The organism is Bartonella florencae (assembly GCF_000312525.1).
In the GTDB taxonomy this organism is placed as follows: domain Bacteria; phylum Pseudomonadota; class Alphaproteobacteria; order Rhizobiales; family Rhizobiaceae; genus Bartonella; species Bartonella florencae.
Genome location: NZ_HE997451.1, coordinates 306,433 through 323,756 on the forward strand (window position 1 = coordinate 306,433; position 17,324 = coordinate 323,756).

Genomic DNA, 17,324 nt, shown 5'->3' on the forward strand with positions numbered 1-17,324 from the left:
GCATAAAAGACCTATGACATGTATTTTTCTTTTACGCCATAACACAAAAGATATTTTAGTATACAGAACAACGTGATAAAAGCAGCCTCTCAAGGAGAACCTAATGCCCCATTCTCATCTCATTTCACCTTCGCTTTTGGCTTGTGATTTCTCTAAACTTGGCCAAGAACTATTAGATGTTATTAATGCCGGTGCAGATTGGCTCCATCTTGACATCATGGATGGTCACTTTGTTCCTAATATCACTTTTGGTCCCGATGTCGTCAAGACACTCCGCCCATTAACCAAAGCAATATTTGATGTTCATTTGATGATCTCGCCCATAGATTCTTATTTAGAAGCTTTTGCAAAGGCTGGTGCAGATATTATAACCATTCATGCTGAAGCAACTCCTCATCTCCATCGTTCATTACAAACAATCAAAGCAATGGGAAAAAAGGCCGGAATTGCGCTTAATCCAAGCACACCAGAACATGTCATTGAATATTTGCTTGATCAATTAGACCTTATCCTCATTATGACAGTCAATCCTGGTTTTGGTGGGCAAAATTTTATTCCGGAAATGAAAGATAAAATCAAACGCGTTAAAAGCATAATTGGCAATAGGCCTATTGATCTTGAAGTTGATGGTGGTATCACTGTTGATACAATCGGGATAACTGCAAAAGCTGGTGCCAATGTATTTGTCGCAGGCTCTGCAATTTATAAAAATGGCAACAAAGAGCTTTACAAAACACGCATTCATGCATTGCGCCAAGCAGCAACTCTCTAAACAATAAGGAAAAAATCATGATAACACGTTATTCCCGCTCTGAAATGGCAGCAATTTGGTCACCCGAAACGAAATATCGTATTTGGTTTGAAATTGAAGCTCATGCCTGTGATGCCCTAGCTGAACTAGGAATTATTCCAAAAGAAGCAGCAAAAATCATTTGGGAAAAAGGGAAATCCGCTAAATTTGATGTCAATCGCATTAATGAAATTGAAGCAATTACCAAACATGATGTTATAGCATTTCTCACTCACTTGGCTGAATTCATTGGACCAGAAGCACGTTTTATCCACCAAGGCATGACATCATCAGATGTTCTCGATACAACGCTTAGCATTCAATTGATGCGTGCGAGTGATATTCTGCTAAAAGATATAGACCAGCTTCTTGCAGCATTAAAAAGACGTGCTTTTGAACATAAAGAGACCATCACCATTGGACGCAGTCATGGTATTCACGCTGAACCAACAACATTTGGTGTCAAATTTGCTTTTGCATATGCTGAATTTTCGCGTTGTCGCCAACGCCTTCTTGCAGCATGCGAAGAAATTTCTACTTGCGCTATTTCGGGTGCCGTAGGCACTTTTGCAAATATTGACCCACGTGTTGAGGAACATGTAGCAAAAGCATTAGGATTAAGCGCTGAACCCGTTTCCACCCAAGTAATCCCACGTGATCGTCATGCGATGTTTTTTGCAACGCTTGGTGTTATTGCTTCATCTATTGAAAGGTTGGCTATAGAAATACGCCATCTACAACGAACAGAAGTTTTAGAAGCAGAAGAGCATTTCTCACTTGGACAAAAAGGCTCATCAGCTATGCCGCATAAACGTAATCCAGTTTTAACCGAAAATTTAACAGGGCTAGCGCGCATAGTACGTGCCTTTGCAATCCCTGCCATGGAAAATGTAGCCCTTTGGCATGAACGTGATATCTCCCATTCATCTGTTGAGCGTTATATTGCTCCTGACGCTACCATTACGCTTGATTTTGCTCTTGCTCGCCTCACATCTGTCATTGAAAATTTAATTATTTATCCAGAAAATATGCAAAAAAATCTCAATAAATTCCGAGGACTTGTTCATTCACAGCGGGTACTTTTAGCACTCACACAAGCAGGAATGAGTCGTGAAGAATCTTATCGGATTGTACAACGAAATGCGATGAAGGTTTGGGAACAAGGAAAAGATTTTTTAGAAGAATTACTCAATGATAAAGATGTTACAAAAGCTCTCAGTGAAGCAGAACTTCGCGAAAAATTTGACCTTTCATACCATACCAAACATATTCATACGATTTTTCAACGTGTTTTTGGAAAATAACAAAAATTGCATCGATGACATATAAGATACAGAGATATTTTTCCTATGAGACAAAATATGCAATAATGAAAGAAATAATTCATGAAAGCAAATCAACTCGATATTCTTATTGTTCCTGGCTACAAAGGATCTGGTCCCGACCATTGGCAAACACGATGGGAAAAAAAATTGTCTACAGCGCGCCGTGTTCAACAAATGCATTGGTCAAAACCTGTTTGTGAAGAATGGGTCAAAGCAGTTAAAATCGCCATTGCGCAAGCTCAAAAGCCTGTTATGATTATTGCCCATTCATTAGGGGTCCCCACAGCTCTTCATGCAACGCTACAAAATACAGAAAAAGTTTGTGGCGCTTTTTTTGTTGCGCCTCCAGATGTAAGCAATGAAAAAATACGCCCCAAACATCTTATGAGCTTTGGTCCCTATCATTGTAAAAAACTCTCTTTTCCATCTGTTGTGATAGCTAGCCGAAATGATGAATTTTGCCCATTTTCAGTAGCAGAAAATCTTGCTAGTCATTGGGGATCACTCTTTGTTGATGCAGGTCAATCTGGCCACATTAATACAAAATCTGGACATGGCCCTTGGCCCGAAGGACTTATGGTATTCTCGCATTTTCTTGCAAAAATTTAATTCAAAAGAGGCAATTATTTTTACTTTAATCTCCATTTATGCAGTTTTATTTCTTGTTAGACCAGAGCACCAATGACAAAAACGATAAGAAGTGTTATAGCGATCATTGAGAAATTCTATCAATTAAGATAGTATTGCTTATCAGTGTTACTTAAAACCTCTCAAAATCAATAGAGAAGCATAATGAATCGTCGCCACCGTATTTATGAAGGCAAGGCCAAAATTTTATATGAAGGACCTGAACCAGGAACCTATATTCAGTTTTTTAAAGATGACGCAACTGCCTTTAATGCAAAAAAACATGAAGTCATCGACGGAAAAGGGGTTTTAAATAACCGTATTTCGGAACATATCTTTAGTCATCTTAGCCGTTTGGGAATCCCGACACATTTTATCAAGCGTATAAATATGCGCGAACAACTCATTAAAGCCGTTGAAATTATTCCTTTAGAAGTTGTTGTCCGTAATGTTGCGGCGGGTTCTCTTGCTAAGCGTTTAGGATTGGAAGAAGGAACCGCCCTTTCACAATCTATCATTGAATTTTATTACAAAAATGATTCTCTCGATGACCCCATGGTAACAGAAGAACATATCACTGCCTTTGGATGGGCTGTTCCCCAAGAAATAGAAGATATTATGCAACTTTCGATTCGTATTAATGATTTTCTTTCTGGGCTTTTTGCTGGTGTTAATATTCAACTTATTGATTTCAAAATGGAATTTGGTCGTTTGTGGGAAGATGAAACAATGCGCATTGTTCTTGCTGATGAAATCTCTCCTGATTCTGCAAGGTTATGGGATATGCAAACACGAGAAAAGTTGGATAAAGATCGTTTTCGGCGTGATATGGGGGGACTTATTAATGCTTATCAAGAGGTTGCAAAGCGTCTTGGGATTATCAATGAAAATGACCCGCCACGACCAAGTGGTCCTGTTTTAGTAAAATAAACAGCCACGCGACATTATGTCATCTTACTTTTATTGATATCCCTCTTTAAAGAGAGAAATTTTATTAACAGGAAATAAGAAATGAAAGCACGCATTACAGTTACCTTAAAAAATAGCGTTCTTGATCCACAAGGAGAAGCAATTGTTGGTGCTTTAAAAAGTTTAGATTTTGAAGGCATTCGCTCCATTCGCCAAGGAAAAGTTTTTGATATTGTGCTCGATGATCAGCCTTCTGAAATCGCAAAGCAAAAACTTGAGCAGATGTGTAAAGAGTTATTAGCAAATACCGTTATTGAAAATTACACTATAGAATCTCTTTAAGTGGGCCTCTTCATGAAAACTGCTATCATTCAATTACCTGGATTAAATCGCGATAGGGATATGGTTGCGGCGTTGCATCATATCACAGGAATTGAGCCATTAAAAATTTGGCAAACAGAAACAACAATTCCAGATGTAGATGTCATTGTTATTCCGGGGGGGTTTTCTTATGGAGACTATTTGAGATGTGGAGCGATTGGTGCGCGAACACCTGTTTTGCAAGCTGTCCGTGAGAAAGCACAAAAAGGCGTTACAATAATTGGCATATGTAATGGATTTCAAATTTTGTTGGAAGCAGGTTTATTGCCTGGAACTTTAATGCGTAATGCTTCATTAAAATTTGTCTGTCGTGAAATAAAGCTCGAAGTTATAAACGTTAACACGAGATTTTCTCGGTATTATTCCAAAGGACAAATCATTCGTTGTCCTGTTGCACATCACGATGGAAATTACTTTACCGACAATGAAACATTAAAAGAAATGGAAGACAATGAGCAAATTGTTTTTCGCTATGCAGAAAATACAAATCCTAATGGTTCAATGAATGATATTGCCGGTATCGTCAATAAGGCTGGTAATATTCTTGGTATGATGCCTCATCCTGAAAATTTCATTGAATCCGCACATGGTGGGAGTGATGGTCGTTTGCTTTTCCAAAGTGCTTTAGAGTTAGCAAATGGATGATGATAAAGAAGCTTCTACACTACCTTACTGTTGTACAGTCAAAAATCTGTATCATCTCTTAGATTGTAAATTTGCAAATCAAATATTTTACGGATAAAATCGGATGTACTTTTTAAAAAAACAAAGATTTCTTCAAAAGCAGTTTATGTTTTTTGAATCTATCAAGCAAATAACCAGTATTTCCGTTCATGGCTTATAAACTTTTACTTTATCAAACAACAATGTTACCTATGATTTAGGCTGCTAGATTTCAAACAATAACGATGCTAAATTTCGATTAATTTGACGGATAAAACGCTCATGAATCCTTGCAATAATGTCGCCATTACACCAGAATTAATTGCCCAACATGGACTAAAAGAAGATGAATATCAACATATCCTAACCTTAATTGGCAGAGAGCCAACATTTACTGAGCTTGGAATTTTTTCTGCAATGTGGAACGAGCATTGTTCCTACAAATCATCTAAAAAATGGCTTAAGACTCTTCCAACAGAAGGAAAGTGTGTCATTCAAGGTCCTGGTGAGAATGCTGGTGTTGTTGATATTGGTGAAGGTCAATGTGTCGTTTTCAAAATGGAAAGCCATAACCATCCCTCCTATATTGAACCTTATCAAGGTGCTGCAACAGGTGTTGGTGGTATTTTGCGTGATGTCTTTACAATGGGTGCTCGCCCTGTTGCTGCTATGAATGCATTACGATTTGGCGCCCCCAATCATCCTCGAACACGCCATCTTGTTGCTGGTGTTGTTTCTGGAATCGGTGGCTATAGCAATGCTTTTGGTGTTCCAACTGTTGGTGGAGAAGTAAATTTTGACAAGAGCTATAACGGCAATATCCTTGTCAACGCCTTTGTCGCTGGTATTGCAAAAACAGATTCTCTTTTTTACTCGAAAGCACAAGGAGTAGGACTTCCTGTTGTTTATCTTGGAGCCAAAACAGGGCGTGATGGTGTTGGTGGAGCAACAATGGCTTCTGCCGAATTTGACGATTCAATCAGTGAAAAGCGCCCTTCTGTCCAAGTGGGTGATCCTTTCACAGAAAAATGCCTTCTTGAAGCTTGCTTAGAACTCATGGAATTGAAAGCTGTTGTTGCCATTCAAGATATGGGAGCGGCAGGTCTCACATCTTCTGCAGTTGAAATGGGTGCAAAGGGGGATTTAGGCATACAGCTTAATCTTGATAAAGTTCCCGTTCGTGAAGAAAACATGACAGCCTATGAAATGATGCTTTCAGAAAGCCAAGAGCGTATGCTGATGGTGCTTAAGCCGGAACTAGAAAAACAAGCAGCAGCCATTTTTCATAAATGGGGACTTCATTTTTCTATCATTGGAAAAACAACCGATGATTTACGTTTTCGTGTCTTCCATCAGGGAGAAGAAGTCGTCAATCTTCCCATCACAAAGCTCGGGAATGAAGCCCCCATGTATGATCGTCCTTGGAGTGAACCTGTAAAACAGCCACCTCTTAAAGCAGAAAAAATTGAGGAGGTTGAGAATCTTGGTGATGCGCTCCTTACATTACTGAATTCTGCTAATCAAAGTTCACGGCGATGGGTTTATGAACAATATGATACACTTATTCAAGGAAATACAGTTATTCGTCCAGGCGGCGATGCAGGAGTCGTTCGTGTAGGCAATAACGACAAACGTGCTCTTGCTTTTTCCTCTGATGTAACACCTCGCTATTGTAAAGCTGATCCCTATGAAGGGGGAAAACAAGCCGTTGCAGAATGTTGGCGAAATATCAGTACGACAGGTGCGACACCACTGGCAATTACAGATAACCTCAACTTTGGTAATCCTGAAAAACCTGAGATTATGGGACAATTGGTTTTTGCCATTAAAGGTATAGGTGAAGCTTGTAGAATCCTTGACTTTCCTATTGTTTCAGGAAATGTCTCTCTTTATAATGAAACCAATGGAAAAGCAATTCTTCCCACACCAACAATTGCTGGTGTTGGACTTCTTGCTGATTGGTCTAAAATGGTGACAATCAATGGCATGCAAAATGGAGATACTATTGTTTTGATTGGAGCTTGCGGCTCTCATTTAGGACAATCAATTTATGCACATGACATTTTAAATATCACAACAGGTGCCCCACCCCATGTGGATTTACAGCTTGAAAAAAAGCATGGGCAATTTGTAAGAGATGTCATTCATCATGGTTTTGTTCATGCCGCGCATGATATTTCTGACGGAGGATTAGCCCTTGCACTTGCAGAGATGGTCATTAAATCCGGTAAAGGAATCAAAGCCAAATTAAGCAACAAACAACCACATCATGCAGAGCTTTTTGGAGAAGACCAAGCGCGTTATCTCTTAAGCGTTAAACCTCATGCTCTTAACAGCCTTAAAGAACTCGCCCAAGCAAACGCAATTTCTTTAACAGAACTTGGTATCGTTGAAGGTGATGCTCTCAATATAGATGAAATATTAACGCTTTCAGTAGACACACTCACACAAACCTATGAAAGTTGGTTTCCGCAATTTATGGGAGAGAAATAAAGAGTTATTTGTCTCTTTTTACTTATGCTATGCTCACAAAAAATAAATAAAGGAAAATAATCATGGCAATGAGCGCCCATACAATTGAAATGCTTATTCGTGAAGGCATCCCCGATGCAACTGTGACAATTCGTGATCTCGCTGGAGATGGAGAACACTATGCTGCAGAAGTCACTTCTGAGAGTTTTCGTGGTAAAAGCCGTGTTCAGCAACATAAAATGGTCTATGATGCTCTTAAAGGCAATATGGGCAATGATCTTCATGCTTTAATGTTGCAAACGAATATTCCCAAATAATTTAAAATTTCTTCTTGCATTCATTTGCAAGATGCGATTAGAAAATAATACAAGTATAAATACACACCTATAAATTCTGCAATTAAAAGGAACGAATATGACCGCTGTTCATGATTTTATTGACAACGAAATTAAAGAAAACGATGTCATTTTATTCATGAAAGGAATGCCTGACGCTCCACAATGTGGATTTTCAGGACAGGTTGTCCAAATCCTTGACTATTTAGGGATAAATTATAAAGCAATTAACATCTTGACCTCTGCTGAATTGCGTCAAGGAATTAAAGACTACTCAAGTTGGCCAACAATTCCGCAACTCTATATCAAAGGTGAATTTATTGGTGGCTGTGATATTGTGAAAGAAATGTTTCAGAATAATGAATTGCAAGAACTATTAAAAGAAAAAAATATTCCCTGCAATAAATCATAGGTATCTTTCATTTTATTCAAGCTCTTATAGAACTGTGCTCAGTCGAATTTTTTATTTCAAGGATGCCGTATGTCATATTCAGTCGACGAACAAGCACATAGTGATACGATAAGAAAAAAAATTGGCTATAAAGAATTTGTTTTTCTCATTGGTGCGCTTATGGCCGTCAATTCTATAGCTGTTGACATTATGCTTCCAGCCATGCCTGATATTTTGAATAGCTTACATGTTATCAACGAAAATGATCAGCATTATATCATTTCTGGTTATCTTTTGAGTTATGGCATCACACAGATATTTTTTGGTCCAATAAGTGATCGTTATGGACGCCGTAACCTTATTCTCATTGGTCTTGCATTTTATTCATTTGCTGCAATTGGTTGTGCTTTTGTTTCCAATTTTTCTCTATTACTCGTCTTACGTATTTTACAAGGCATAGGAGGTGCCGCTATGCGTGTCCTCACAGTTTCCATTGTACGGGATCTTTATAGCGGTCGAAAAATGGCAGAAGTTATGTCTATTGTCATGATGATTTTTCTTATTGCACCAATGATTGGTCCAGCAACCGGACAGTTCATTTTATTATTTGGGAACTGGCAAGTTATTTTTATCTTCATGGCAATAATTGGTTTCGGGCTGATGGTTTGGATTCAACTGCGTTTACCTGAAACGCTTTATGAACAACGCTCTCTTTCCTTCTCTTCAATCAAACACAACCTCTGGATTGTGATAACCAATCGCACAACACTCTGCTACACACTAGCAACTTCTATTATTTTAGGTTGTATTTTTACCGCCGTAAATACATCACAGCAAACATATGAAGGAATTTATAACCTAGGACTCTGGTTTCCCGTTGCCTTTGCTATTGGTGCTGCTTTTCAGGCTCTCTCATCATTTTTTAATTCTCAACTTGTTGGTCGCCTTGGCATGCGACGCATCGCACATACAATGCTTTTGCTCTTTTGCGCCACTTCATGTATCTGGTTTATTAGCTCTCTCTTAACAAATGGCATTCTCCCCTTTCCTTTTTATATGCTGCTATTCTGTATACTGATGTTTGCCTGCGGTGGCATTATGGCGAATTTCAATACACTTGCTCTTGAGCCCGTAGGCGAAATTGCTGGAACAGCTTCTTCTGTATCCGGTTTTCTTCAGACATCTATCGCAACAAGTCTTGGCTTCTTTATTGCACAACAATTTAACGAAACCACAACACCCAATTCAGCAGCATTTTTCTTTCTTAGCCTCATTGCTATACTTCTTGTCTTATGGGCTGAACACGGGCATCTTTTTAGGCAATATCATCACAATCCTAACAAATAAACAAAGCCACAAGGCGCTCTCTTTAGTGCTTTATAATTTAGAAATTCAATTGGTAAATTTTCCGGATTTTGGAAATCCTTTTGGTAGCAAACGGCCTATACCGGCACGCGTTCCCATCCACTCAATAAGATCATCGGCTTGACGATTAAAGCAACGCTCAGCTGTATCTTGCCAACTTAAACCTTCTGATAAATAAAAGGTTTTAGCATCAACAATACCACCTTCTTTATAACGTTGTAGACGAACACCTTTCCCGCGATTCATTTCCGGTATTTGCTCAATGGCAAAAATAAGCATTTTACGATTTTCACCAACCACAGCAATATGATCACCTTTTACTGGAATACAAAGCTTTATTTTATCAGGGGACTTCATATTCATAACCTGCTTGCCTTTTCGTGTATTAGCAATAACCTCAGTTGCAGGTACAATAAAGCCATTTCCATGATATGAAATCAAAAGCAATTTTTCCTGTGCTTTATAGACAAAAGCTGTCAGAACATCATGCTCATCATCCATATCGACTAAAAGACGAATGGGTTCACCATGCCCTCGTCCTCCAGGTAAACTATTTGCAGCAATAGCAAAAAATTTTCCCCCCGTAGTTATCACAACGATCTTATCGGTCGTGAACGCCGAAAATGCTAATTTTAAACTGTCTCCTTCTTTAAAAGAAAGCCCACTATAATCACTCAAATGCCCCTTCAAAGCCCGCATCCAGCCTTTTTCAGAAATAACAATCGTAACCGGTTCTTTTTCGATCATTGCTTGGTGGATATCATCAATATCATGCTTTGGAGCTTCCTCAAATGTTGTACGCCTTTTGCCCAAAAGAGTATCAGGAGAAAAAGTTTTACGAACTTTTATGATTTCCTCTGAAATTACTTTCCATTGCTTTGTACGAGAAGCTAACAAATTCTTTAGCTTTTCTCTTTCAGCTTTTAAGCTTTCAAATTCCTTACGAATTTCAAGTTCCTCAAGCTTACGTAAAGAACGCAAACGCATATTAAGAATAGCCTCAGCTTGATTTTCTGTTAATTGAAAACGATCAATAAGCTTCCTTTTCGGTTCATCTTCTTCACGGATAATTTGGATCACCTCATCAAGATTTAAATATGCAATAAGATATCCGTGAAGAATTTCTAATCGACAATCAATTTGATCAAGTCTATAATGAGAGCGACGGATAAGTACTTCTTGACGATGTTCAAGCCATTGCTGCAAACTTTCACGCAGAGAGAGGACATTGGGTATTTTTCCCAAAGACAAAACATTGAGATTAAGAGAAAATCTTACTTCAAAATCAGTCAATTTAAAAAGAGACTCCATAAGGAGTTTGGGATCAACGGTACGATTTTTAGGAATAAGCACAATGCGGATATCTTCGGCTGACTCATCTTGGATATCCTCAAGCATTGGCAAGCGCCTTGCAAGCAATAATTCTGCTGTTTTTTCAATAAGGCGTGACTTTTGAACCTGATAGGGTATCTCAGTCACAACAATCACATAGGAACCACGGCTACCAGATTCTTGATGCCAACGTGAACGCAAGCGAAAGAATCCACGCCCAACACGATAGGATTCCTCAATACTTTTTTTAGGCTCAACTAAAATGCCCCCTGTCGGAAAATCAGGGCCAAGCACGAATTGATTTAATTCCTCATCATTTACATCGGGATGCGCAATCAAATGGAGCGCTGCATCACAAAGCTCAGCAACATTATGAGGTGGAATAGATGTTGCCATACCAACCGCAATGCCTGATGAACCATTTGCTAAAAGATTAGGAAAAGCTCCTGGTAAAACAACTGGCTCTTCATCTTCTTCGTTATAGGTTAAACGAAAATCAATAGCATTCTCATTAATCCCTTCAAGCAATAAAGCAGCCACTTCAGTCATACGTGCTTCTGTATAGCGCATAGCAGCAGCATTATCACCATCAATATTACCAAAATTGCCTTGTCCATCAACCAATGGATAACGAACAGCAAAACTCTGAGCCAAGCGCACGAGCGCATCATAAATAGAGGCATCACCATGCGGATGAAATTTCCCCATCACATCACCAACAATCCGTGCGCATTTTGCATAAGATTGCCCTGGATGGAGTTTGAGTAAACGCATGGCATGGATAATACGCCGATGCACAGGCTTCAAACCATCACGGACATCAGGTAACGCACGATGCGTAATAGTAGAAAGCGCATAAGCCAAATAACGTTCTTGTAAAGCAGAACGTAATTCTATTTGTTGAATATGTTCTTTATTAAAAGGTAAATTCATTTTATCAGACATAGTACAAGGACAAAAATTCCCAAAGTAATGAGCAATTATTTCATAAGATTTCTTCAGTGTAATCTTTTATGAAAAGACTATTGTTATTTAAAATAGACTATATAAAAATAACCAGTATGATTAAAACATGAACAGAAAATTATAGCAATTTGAAAAATTTATAGACGCACTCTAAACTTCAACATCCTATTGAGAAATAGTGAATTCTAAACATTTTTCTGAAAATCAAACAATAAATAAGCTCTCTAATCTTATAGAACTTTAATAGTTTTAATTCTTTCCTAGCCTAAAGAATAAAAACTTCTATCTGTGCTAATCTGACAACACTCCGACACCTCTTAAGCAAATTCCACTTGAGTTAACCACTTTATGGGTAACATAATATAAGATTTTTACAAGCAAGCCCGATCTTGAATATCCACTCCTATATCTAACAAAATAGCACATATATAAAATTATATGCCTATCACCCTTCTAAACAGCACTTTTTTACAGCATAATAATAGAATAAAAATAATTTTCATTTTATATGACGAACCTTATCGAGCTTACCAGAACTCTGAATAATGCAAATTTAACAACCTGCATTATTCTTTACAAATTCAAGTGCTCTTTTTTATAAGGTTAAATAATGCAAATGAAGCATAATAATAATACAACTAAGCTTTTATAACAAAATATACAGGAATGAATATCATTAAAAACACAAAAACTTCATTGTAGACAGGAAGATAGCAATAATCCAAAATCACCTTTATCAACTATTTTTGGCAGTAGGAGCAATTCGTATTCCTAAATCACACAATTGCGCAGAAGAAACATCAGAGGGAGCACTCATCAAAAGATCAAGCGCTTGCTGATTCATAGGAAATAAAGCGACCTCACGTAAATTCTTGACACCTTGCAAAAGCATAATAATGCGATCAACACCAGCCGCCATACCACCATGTGGTGGAGCGCCATAATGAAATGCACGATAAAGAGCACCAAAACGATTTTCGACCACCTCTTTAGAAATACCAGCAAGATTAAAAACCTTAAGCATCATTTCTGGTGAATGATTGCGAATTCCACCTGATGCAATCTCATAACCATTACAAACAAGATCATACTGAAATGCTTTAAGAGTAAGAGGATCTTGACATTCAAGAGCATTTTCTCCTCCCTGTGGCATCGAAAAAGGGTTATGGGCAAAATCAAGCTTTTTTTCATCTTCATTCCATTCAAAAAATGGAAAATCAACAATCCATGCTAAAGAGAAACACTCGCGATCAATAAGATCTAGCTCTTCTCCCACACGTGTACGGGCCGCTCCCGCAAAAGACGCAAATTTCTTTGGATCTCCTGCCACAAAAAAGCAAGCATCACCATTTTCAAGTCCAAGCTGTGTACGGATTGCCTCAGCTCTTTGCTCACCAATATTTTTGGCAATAGGTCCAGCCCCTTCAAACTTTCCTTGTTCTTCGCGCCAGAAAATATAACCAAGCCCTGGTTGCCCTTCTTCCTGTGCCCATCCATTCATACGATCACAAAAAGCACGGCTCCCACCTGTTTTAGCTGGAATAGCCCATACTCGTGCATTTTCATCATTTGCTAAAATATGAGCAAAAACTTTAAAACCAGAATCACAAAAATGCTGTGAAACATCTTCCATAATGATTGGATTACGTAAATCAGGCTTATCCGAACCATATTTGCGCATTGCTTCATCATAAGAAATACGAGGAAAGTTTTGTGTTACAGGTTTTCCATTTGCAAACTCTTCAAAAAGAGAGCGCATAATAGGCTCCATTGTTACAAAAACATCCTCCTGTTCAACAAAACTCATTTCAAGATCTAATTGATAAAATTCCCCTGGAAGACGATCTGCACGCGGATCTTCATCTCTAAAACAGGAAGCAATTTGAAAATAACGATCAAAACCCGACATCATCAACAACTGTTTGTATTGCTGAGGCGCTTGCGGCAACGCATAAAATTTTCCCTGATGAATACGACTTGGAACCAGAAAATCGCGTGCCCCTTCTGGTGATGAAGCTGTCAAAAGTGGTGTGGTAAATTCTGTAAAACCATTCTCTTGCATAGAGCGTCTGATAGCAGCAATAATTTCGGTACGACGCATGATATTTTTGTGCATAGTTTCACGACGTAAATCAAGAAAACGATACTTTAAGCGAATATCTTCTGGATAGTCAGGCTCACCAAAAATGGGTAAAGGAAGCTCATCAGACTTTGAAAGAACTTCCACCTCTTTCGCAAAAATCTCAATTTCGCCAGTTGGAAGAGATGTATTAATGACTTCATCAGAACGTGCACACACTTCCCCATCTACACGAATAACCCATTCAGAACGCACTTTTTCGATAACTTTAAAAGCTGGTGAAAGAGGATCCGCAACAATTTGTGTGATCCCAAAATGATCACGCAAATCTACAAAAAGGATTCCGCCATGATCACGAACACGATGAACCCATCCCGAAAGACGAACCTTTGTTCCTACATCACATTTACGAAGAGCAGCGCAATTATGACTGCGATAACGATGCATAGTTTTTGCCTTTAATTATAATATTTTCCACATGCGCTACAAACGCTTTTTAATAACCATTTGTCAAGATATAAGGATAAAGACTCAAAAAAAAGTCAAGAAAAGACAAATTTAATTTATCTCGCTATAATTAAGGATCATGATGAATCTTATTACAAAAACAACAGACCTTGAAACCGCACTTGCCATTCTGCGTACCTCAGATTTTGTAACAGTCGATACTGAATTTATGCGCGAGACAACTTTTTGGCCACAGCTGTGTTTAATTCAGCTTGCATCACCAAGCACTACAGCTCTCATTGATCCAATGTCACAAGATATTGATTTACAGCCATTTTTTGATCTCATGCTCGATGAAAAAATTGTCAAAGTTTTTCATGCTGCACGCCAAGACATCGAAACAATTTATCATCTTGGAGGAATCATTCCCTCCCCTCTCTTTGACACACAAGTAGCAGGATCAATTTGTGGATTTGGTGATTCTATCTCCTATGATCAAATTGTACAACGTTGCACAGGTCATCAACTTGATAAATCATCTCGTTTTACAGACTGGAGCTGCCGCCCTCTTTCCGAAAAACAACTACTCTATGCACTCGCTGATGTAACCTATCTAAGAGAAGTTTACCTCTTATTAAAAAAACAGTTAGAAAAAAACAAACGCGCTCACTGGATGGATGATGAAATAGCAATCCTTTTATCTCCTAAAACCTATGATATGCCAGAAGATGAGGCATGGAAAAAAGTAAAAGGCAAAGTAAAAAAACAGCGTGAACTTGCCGTATTACAAAAAATAGCTGCTTGGCGTGAACGTAAAGCACGAAAATATAATATTCCGCGTCGTCATATTTTGAAAGATGAGTGCCTCATCGAAATTGCAACCCAACAACCAAAAGATGAATCTTCTCTAAAACGTTTGCGCAGTCTGAATAAAAACTGGAATAAACTCTCAATAGCACAGACATTAATTGAAGCTATCCACGAGGGCTTAGAGGTTGATCTTGCTACCTTACCCCCCCTTCCTAAACATAATCCCCTAAATGAAACATCACCTGCTGTTATTGACCTTCTCAAAGTATTATTAAAACTCGTTGCAAATGAAAATGGCATTGCACCCAAAATTATTGCAACTGCCAATGACTTAGAAAAAATAGCCAATGGATGTATAAAGAAAAATATTCCCGCGATGAATGGTTGGCGCTATGAAATATTTGGTCGAAGAGCCGAACAAATGCTAGAGGGACAAATAGGACTTTATTTTAACAATGGAAGAATAAGCACAAAGCAGCTCTAATTTACAAAAAGCTTTTAAATATTTGTATTCTAAAAAAATTTGCTAGGTTATCCATATTTCTGCATTTACTTAGAATGTGTTTTATTGTCACTACAAACATGATACAGAAAACATATCACCATTTCGAAACTTAAATTTGATCAATAATTGTTTTAAAATGGCAATAAGACTTTGATAACCTCTGTCAAATGAGTTCGTATATCAAGAGAAATCTAACAATAAAAAACTTAATATATACAAAGAAAAATTATCTATAACATTGGCTGAAAGAAGAAATTAGCCTGAAAACAAAGTCTAAAGGTAGAATTATCTTACATGTCGTGAGACATGCTTTATCAAAGCGCAACTTCACAACTAAAACATAAATTTGCACAACAACACAAATACACAGCAATAGAGTGATGAACTTTTATAATTTAATAGAAAAAGAATCAAAAAACTTCAAAAGAGAGAGGCTGTTTTATTATTTTTGATAATTTCTTTAACCTATTGAGAGGACGCTCTCCTAATAAATCAGCATAACGCCTTGGAATATACAAGACAACATGATCTATTTTTCTATGCCATGATAGATGGGGTAAAATGCCCGCAGTAGAAGCACTAAAAAGATAAGCAATCCGCATAGTTTCCCCCAGAATGCTTGCTTTCTTAATGATATTTTCAGTTGTGAGTTGAAAAATAGGAAGGGATTCTTCATCAATTAATAAACCTGTATTGCGAAAAAAAACAGCAAGCGCAGCATAAGCACGTCCCTCATGGGAAATTCCCGGATATGATCCTAATGCTATCCGATTAGCTGCCTCATTACCCCTATAATCTGGATGTATGCGCCAACCAATATCTGCAAGAAGACAAGCGGCCTTGCGATAACGGCATTCATTTTCAGTCTCTGAAATTCCAAAAGCATTAAAAGCACTTGTTGTAAAATCAATGAGTTCTTCTGCCTGCTTTGGTGAGCGTGCCCGTAAAATAGCCATTTCCGTACATGCCGCAATGAGAGGATCTGAAACACGAATTTCTTTGGGCAATCGTGAATAAAGAAAGCCTTCACGAACCCCCGCACCAGAAAAGACTATTTTTTCAAATCCCATACACTGAATAAGTTCAATAAGAATGATAGCTCCATAAGACAAAAGCTGACGGCGATTTTTTGAAATAGCTGTGATTCCTTCCATATTATCAATACTGCCACGCACTACAAAACGCAAAAAATCTTCCATTTCAACTGCATCAACTTCATAGCCATGCATAACAGGTAGCCGATAATGTTTGGTAGCCATATGGAGTTTTGCCAAATTACGCCAAGTTCCTCCTACTGCATAAAAGCAACGTGCACTACCCTTACGAACAGCAGCAGATTTATCAAACTGCTCATGGGCAATTTTTGCGGCAACAGCAATATCATTATTGGACATATACTGTAGGCGTAAACCACCCAATGGGAGAGTGACTCCCTCACCTACCTCAAAACCATCAATATCAATAAGTTCCAGACTTCCACCACCAAGGTCTCCAGAAATACCCTTTGGTTTGTAAAAAGTAGAAATAACCCCATATGCTGAATAAACAGCTTCTTCACTTCCTGAAAGAAGATATATTTTATTTTGCAAGACACTTTCAGCATTTTGAATAAATACTGATCCGTTTTTCGCTTCTCGCGCCGCTGCTGTTGCAAGAGTATAAACCTGATCTGCTCCAATTTGTTGACAAAGCGCACGAAATCGTTTCAATGTTTGCAGCACCATATTCATTGATTTTTCTTCTAAAAAACCAGTTTTTGCCACACCTTGTCCCAGACCACAGAGAACTTTTTCATTAAACAAAACGGCTGGAGAACGAACGAGCCCTTCATAAATAACAAGCCGAACAGAATTTGAGCCAATATCAATAACAGCGATAGGTTTACACCCTTTAATCCGTCCTTGAGCATTGATATATGTCATTGAA

14 protein-coding genes are annotated in these 17,324 nt (G+C 38.1%); 11 read left to right on the plus strand and 3 right to left on the minus strand.

Translation table 11 applies throughout. From position 1 onward, the window contains the following. Positions 1-103: 103 nt before the first annotated feature. From rpe to BN202_RS01505, 10 genes are all read left to right on the plus strand, one after another. Positions 104-772, plus strand: a complete 669-nt coding sequence (gene rpe / locus BN202_RS01460) for a ribulose-phosphate 3-epimerase (RefSeq protein WP_019218740.1) — start codon at positions 104-106, stop codon at positions 770-772. 17 nt (positions 773-789) lie between these two features. Next, positions 790-2,094: an adenylosuccinate lyase gene (gene purB, locus BN202_RS01465; RefSeq protein ID WP_019218741.1), complete on the plus strand. Its 1,305-nt coding sequence runs from the start codon at positions 790-792 to the stop codon at positions 2,092-2,094. An 81-nt stretch (positions 2,095-2,175) separates the two neighbouring features. Next, a complete protein-coding gene (locus BN202_RS01470) occupies positions 2,176-2,724 on the plus strand; it encodes an RBBP9/YdeN family alpha/beta hydrolase (RefSeq protein WP_019218742.1) in 549 nt (182 codons plus the stop codon). A 183-nt stretch (positions 2,725-2,907) separates the two neighbouring features. Further along, the gene (purC, locus tag BN202_RS01475; protein ID WP_019218743.1) at positions 2,908-3,672 is read left to right on the plus strand and encodes a phosphoribosylaminoimidazolesuccinocarboxamide synthase; all 765 of its coding nucleotides are present in this window, start codon (positions 2,908-2,910) and stop codon (positions 3,670-3,672) included. Positions 3,673-3,753: 81 nt separating this feature from the next. Beyond that, a complete protein-coding gene (gene purS / locus BN202_RS01480; RefSeq protein ID WP_019218744.1) occupies positions 3,754-3,993 on the plus strand; it encodes a phosphoribosylformylglycinamidine synthase subunit PurS in 240 nt (79 codons plus the stop codon). Between the two features lie 12 nt (positions 3,994-4,005). After that, the gene (gene purQ / locus BN202_RS01485) at positions 4,006-4,677 is read left to right on the plus strand and encodes a phosphoribosylformylglycinamidine synthase subunit PurQ (protein ID WP_034987057.1); all 672 of its coding nucleotides are present in this window, start codon (positions 4,006-4,008) and stop codon (positions 4,675-4,677) included. A gap of 300 nt (positions 4,678-4,977) precedes the next feature. Then, positions 4,978-7,188, plus strand: coding sequence for a phosphoribosylformylglycinamidine synthase subunit PurL (gene purL, locus BN202_RS01490; RefSeq protein WP_019218746.1), 2,211 nt, complete (start codon positions 4,978-4,980; stop codon positions 7,186-7,188). 62 nt (positions 7,189-7,250) lie between these two features. Next, complete coding sequence (locus BN202_RS01495; RefSeq protein ID WP_019218747.1) at positions 7,251-7,484, plus strand: BolA/IbaG family iron-sulfur metabolism protein; 234 nt, start codon at positions 7,251-7,253, stop codon at positions 7,482-7,484. A gap of 97 nt (positions 7,485-7,581) precedes the next feature. Next, positions 7,582-7,914, plus strand: a complete 333-nt coding sequence (grxD, locus tag BN202_RS01500; RefSeq protein WP_019218748.1) for a Grx4 family monothiol glutaredoxin — start codon at positions 7,582-7,584, stop codon at positions 7,912-7,914. Between the two features lie 69 nt (positions 7,915-7,983). Further along, a complete protein-coding gene (locus BN202_RS01505; protein ID WP_019218749.1) occupies positions 7,984-9,240 on the plus strand; it encodes a multidrug effflux MFS transporter in 1,257 nt (418 codons plus the stop codon). Between the two features lie 45 nt (positions 9,241-9,285). On the opposite strand, the gene parC is transcribed toward BN202_RS01505, so the two are convergent. Continuing rightward, complete coding sequence (parC, locus tag BN202_RS01510) at positions 9,286-11,535, minus strand: DNA topoisomerase IV subunit A (RefSeq protein WP_019218750.1); 2,250 nt, start codon at positions 11,533-11,535, stop codon at positions 9,286-9,288. A 757-nt stretch (positions 11,536-12,292) separates the two neighbouring features. Continuing rightward, entirely contained in the window at positions 12,293-14,083 is a 1,791-nt protein-coding gene (gene aspS / locus BN202_RS01515) for an aspartate--tRNA ligase (RefSeq protein WP_019218751.1), read from the minus strand. 139 nt (positions 14,084-14,222) lie between these two features. On the opposite strand from aspS, the gene rnd reads away from it, so the two are divergent. Then, positions 14,223-15,377, plus strand: a complete 1,155-nt coding sequence (gene rnd / locus BN202_RS01520; RefSeq protein WP_034986908.1) for a ribonuclease D — start codon at positions 14,223-14,225, stop codon at positions 15,375-15,377. A 431-nt stretch (positions 15,378-15,808) separates the two neighbouring features. Here the strand turns inward: rnd and ppx are convergent, their stop codons facing one another. Continuing rightward, the gene (ppx, locus tag BN202_RS01525) at positions 15,809-17,320 is read right to left on the minus strand and encodes an exopolyphosphatase (RefSeq protein WP_019218753.1); all 1,512 of its coding nucleotides are present in this window, start codon (positions 17,318-17,320) and stop codon (positions 15,809-15,811) included. Positions 17,321-17,324: the final 4 nt, after the last annotated feature.

Excerpts from the sequence above, each read along its gene's own strand:
- rpe (WP_019218740.1), top strand. The coding sequence starts at position 104 with ATGCCCCATTCTCATCTCATTTCACCTTCGCTTTTGGCTTGTGATTTC.
- purB (WP_019218741.1), top strand. The coding sequence starts at position 790 with ATGATAACACGTTATTCCCGCTCTGAAATGGCAGCAATTTGGTCACCC.
- BN202_RS01470 (WP_019218742.1), top strand. The coding sequence starts at position 2,176 with ATGAAAGCAAATCAACTCGATATTCTTATTGTTCCTGGCTACAAAGGA.
- purC (WP_019218743.1), top strand. The coding sequence starts at position 2,908 with ATGAATCGTCGCCACCGTATTTATGAAGGCAAGGCCAAAATTTTATAT.
- purS (WP_019218744.1), top strand. The coding sequence starts at position 3,754 with ATGAAAGCACGCATTACAGTTACCTTAAAAAATAGCGTTCTTGATCCA.
- purQ (WP_034987057.1), top strand. The coding sequence starts at position 4,006 with ATGAAAACTGCTATCATTCAATTACCTGGATTAAATCGCGATAGGGAT.
- purL (WP_019218746.1), top strand. The coding sequence starts at position 4,978 with ATGAATCCTTGCAATAATGTCGCCATTACACCAGAATTAATTGCCCAA.
- BN202_RS01495 (WP_019218747.1), top strand. The coding sequence starts at position 7,251 with ATGGCAATGAGCGCCCATACAATTGAAATGCTTATTCGTGAAGGCATC.
- grxD (WP_019218748.1), top strand. The coding sequence starts at position 7,582 with ATGACCGCTGTTCATGATTTTATTGACAACGAAATTAAAGAAAACGAT.
- BN202_RS01505 (WP_019218749.1), top strand. The coding sequence starts at position 7,984 with ATGTCATATTCAGTCGACGAACAAGCACATAGTGATACGATAAGAAAA.
- parC (WP_019218750.1), bottom strand. The coding sequence starts at position 11,535 with ATGTCTGATAAAATGAATTTACCTTTTAATAAAGAACATATTCAACAA.
- aspS (WP_019218751.1), bottom strand. The coding sequence starts at position 14,083 with ATGCATCGTTATCGCAGTCATAATTGCGCTGCTCTTCGTAAATGTGAT.
- rnd (WP_034986908.1), top strand. The coding sequence starts at position 14,223 with ATGATGAATCTTATTACAAAAACAACAGACCTTGAAACCGCACTTGCC.
- ppx (WP_019218753.1), bottom strand. The coding sequence starts at position 17,320 with ATGACATATATCAATGCTCAAGGACGGATTAAAGGGTGTAAACCTATC.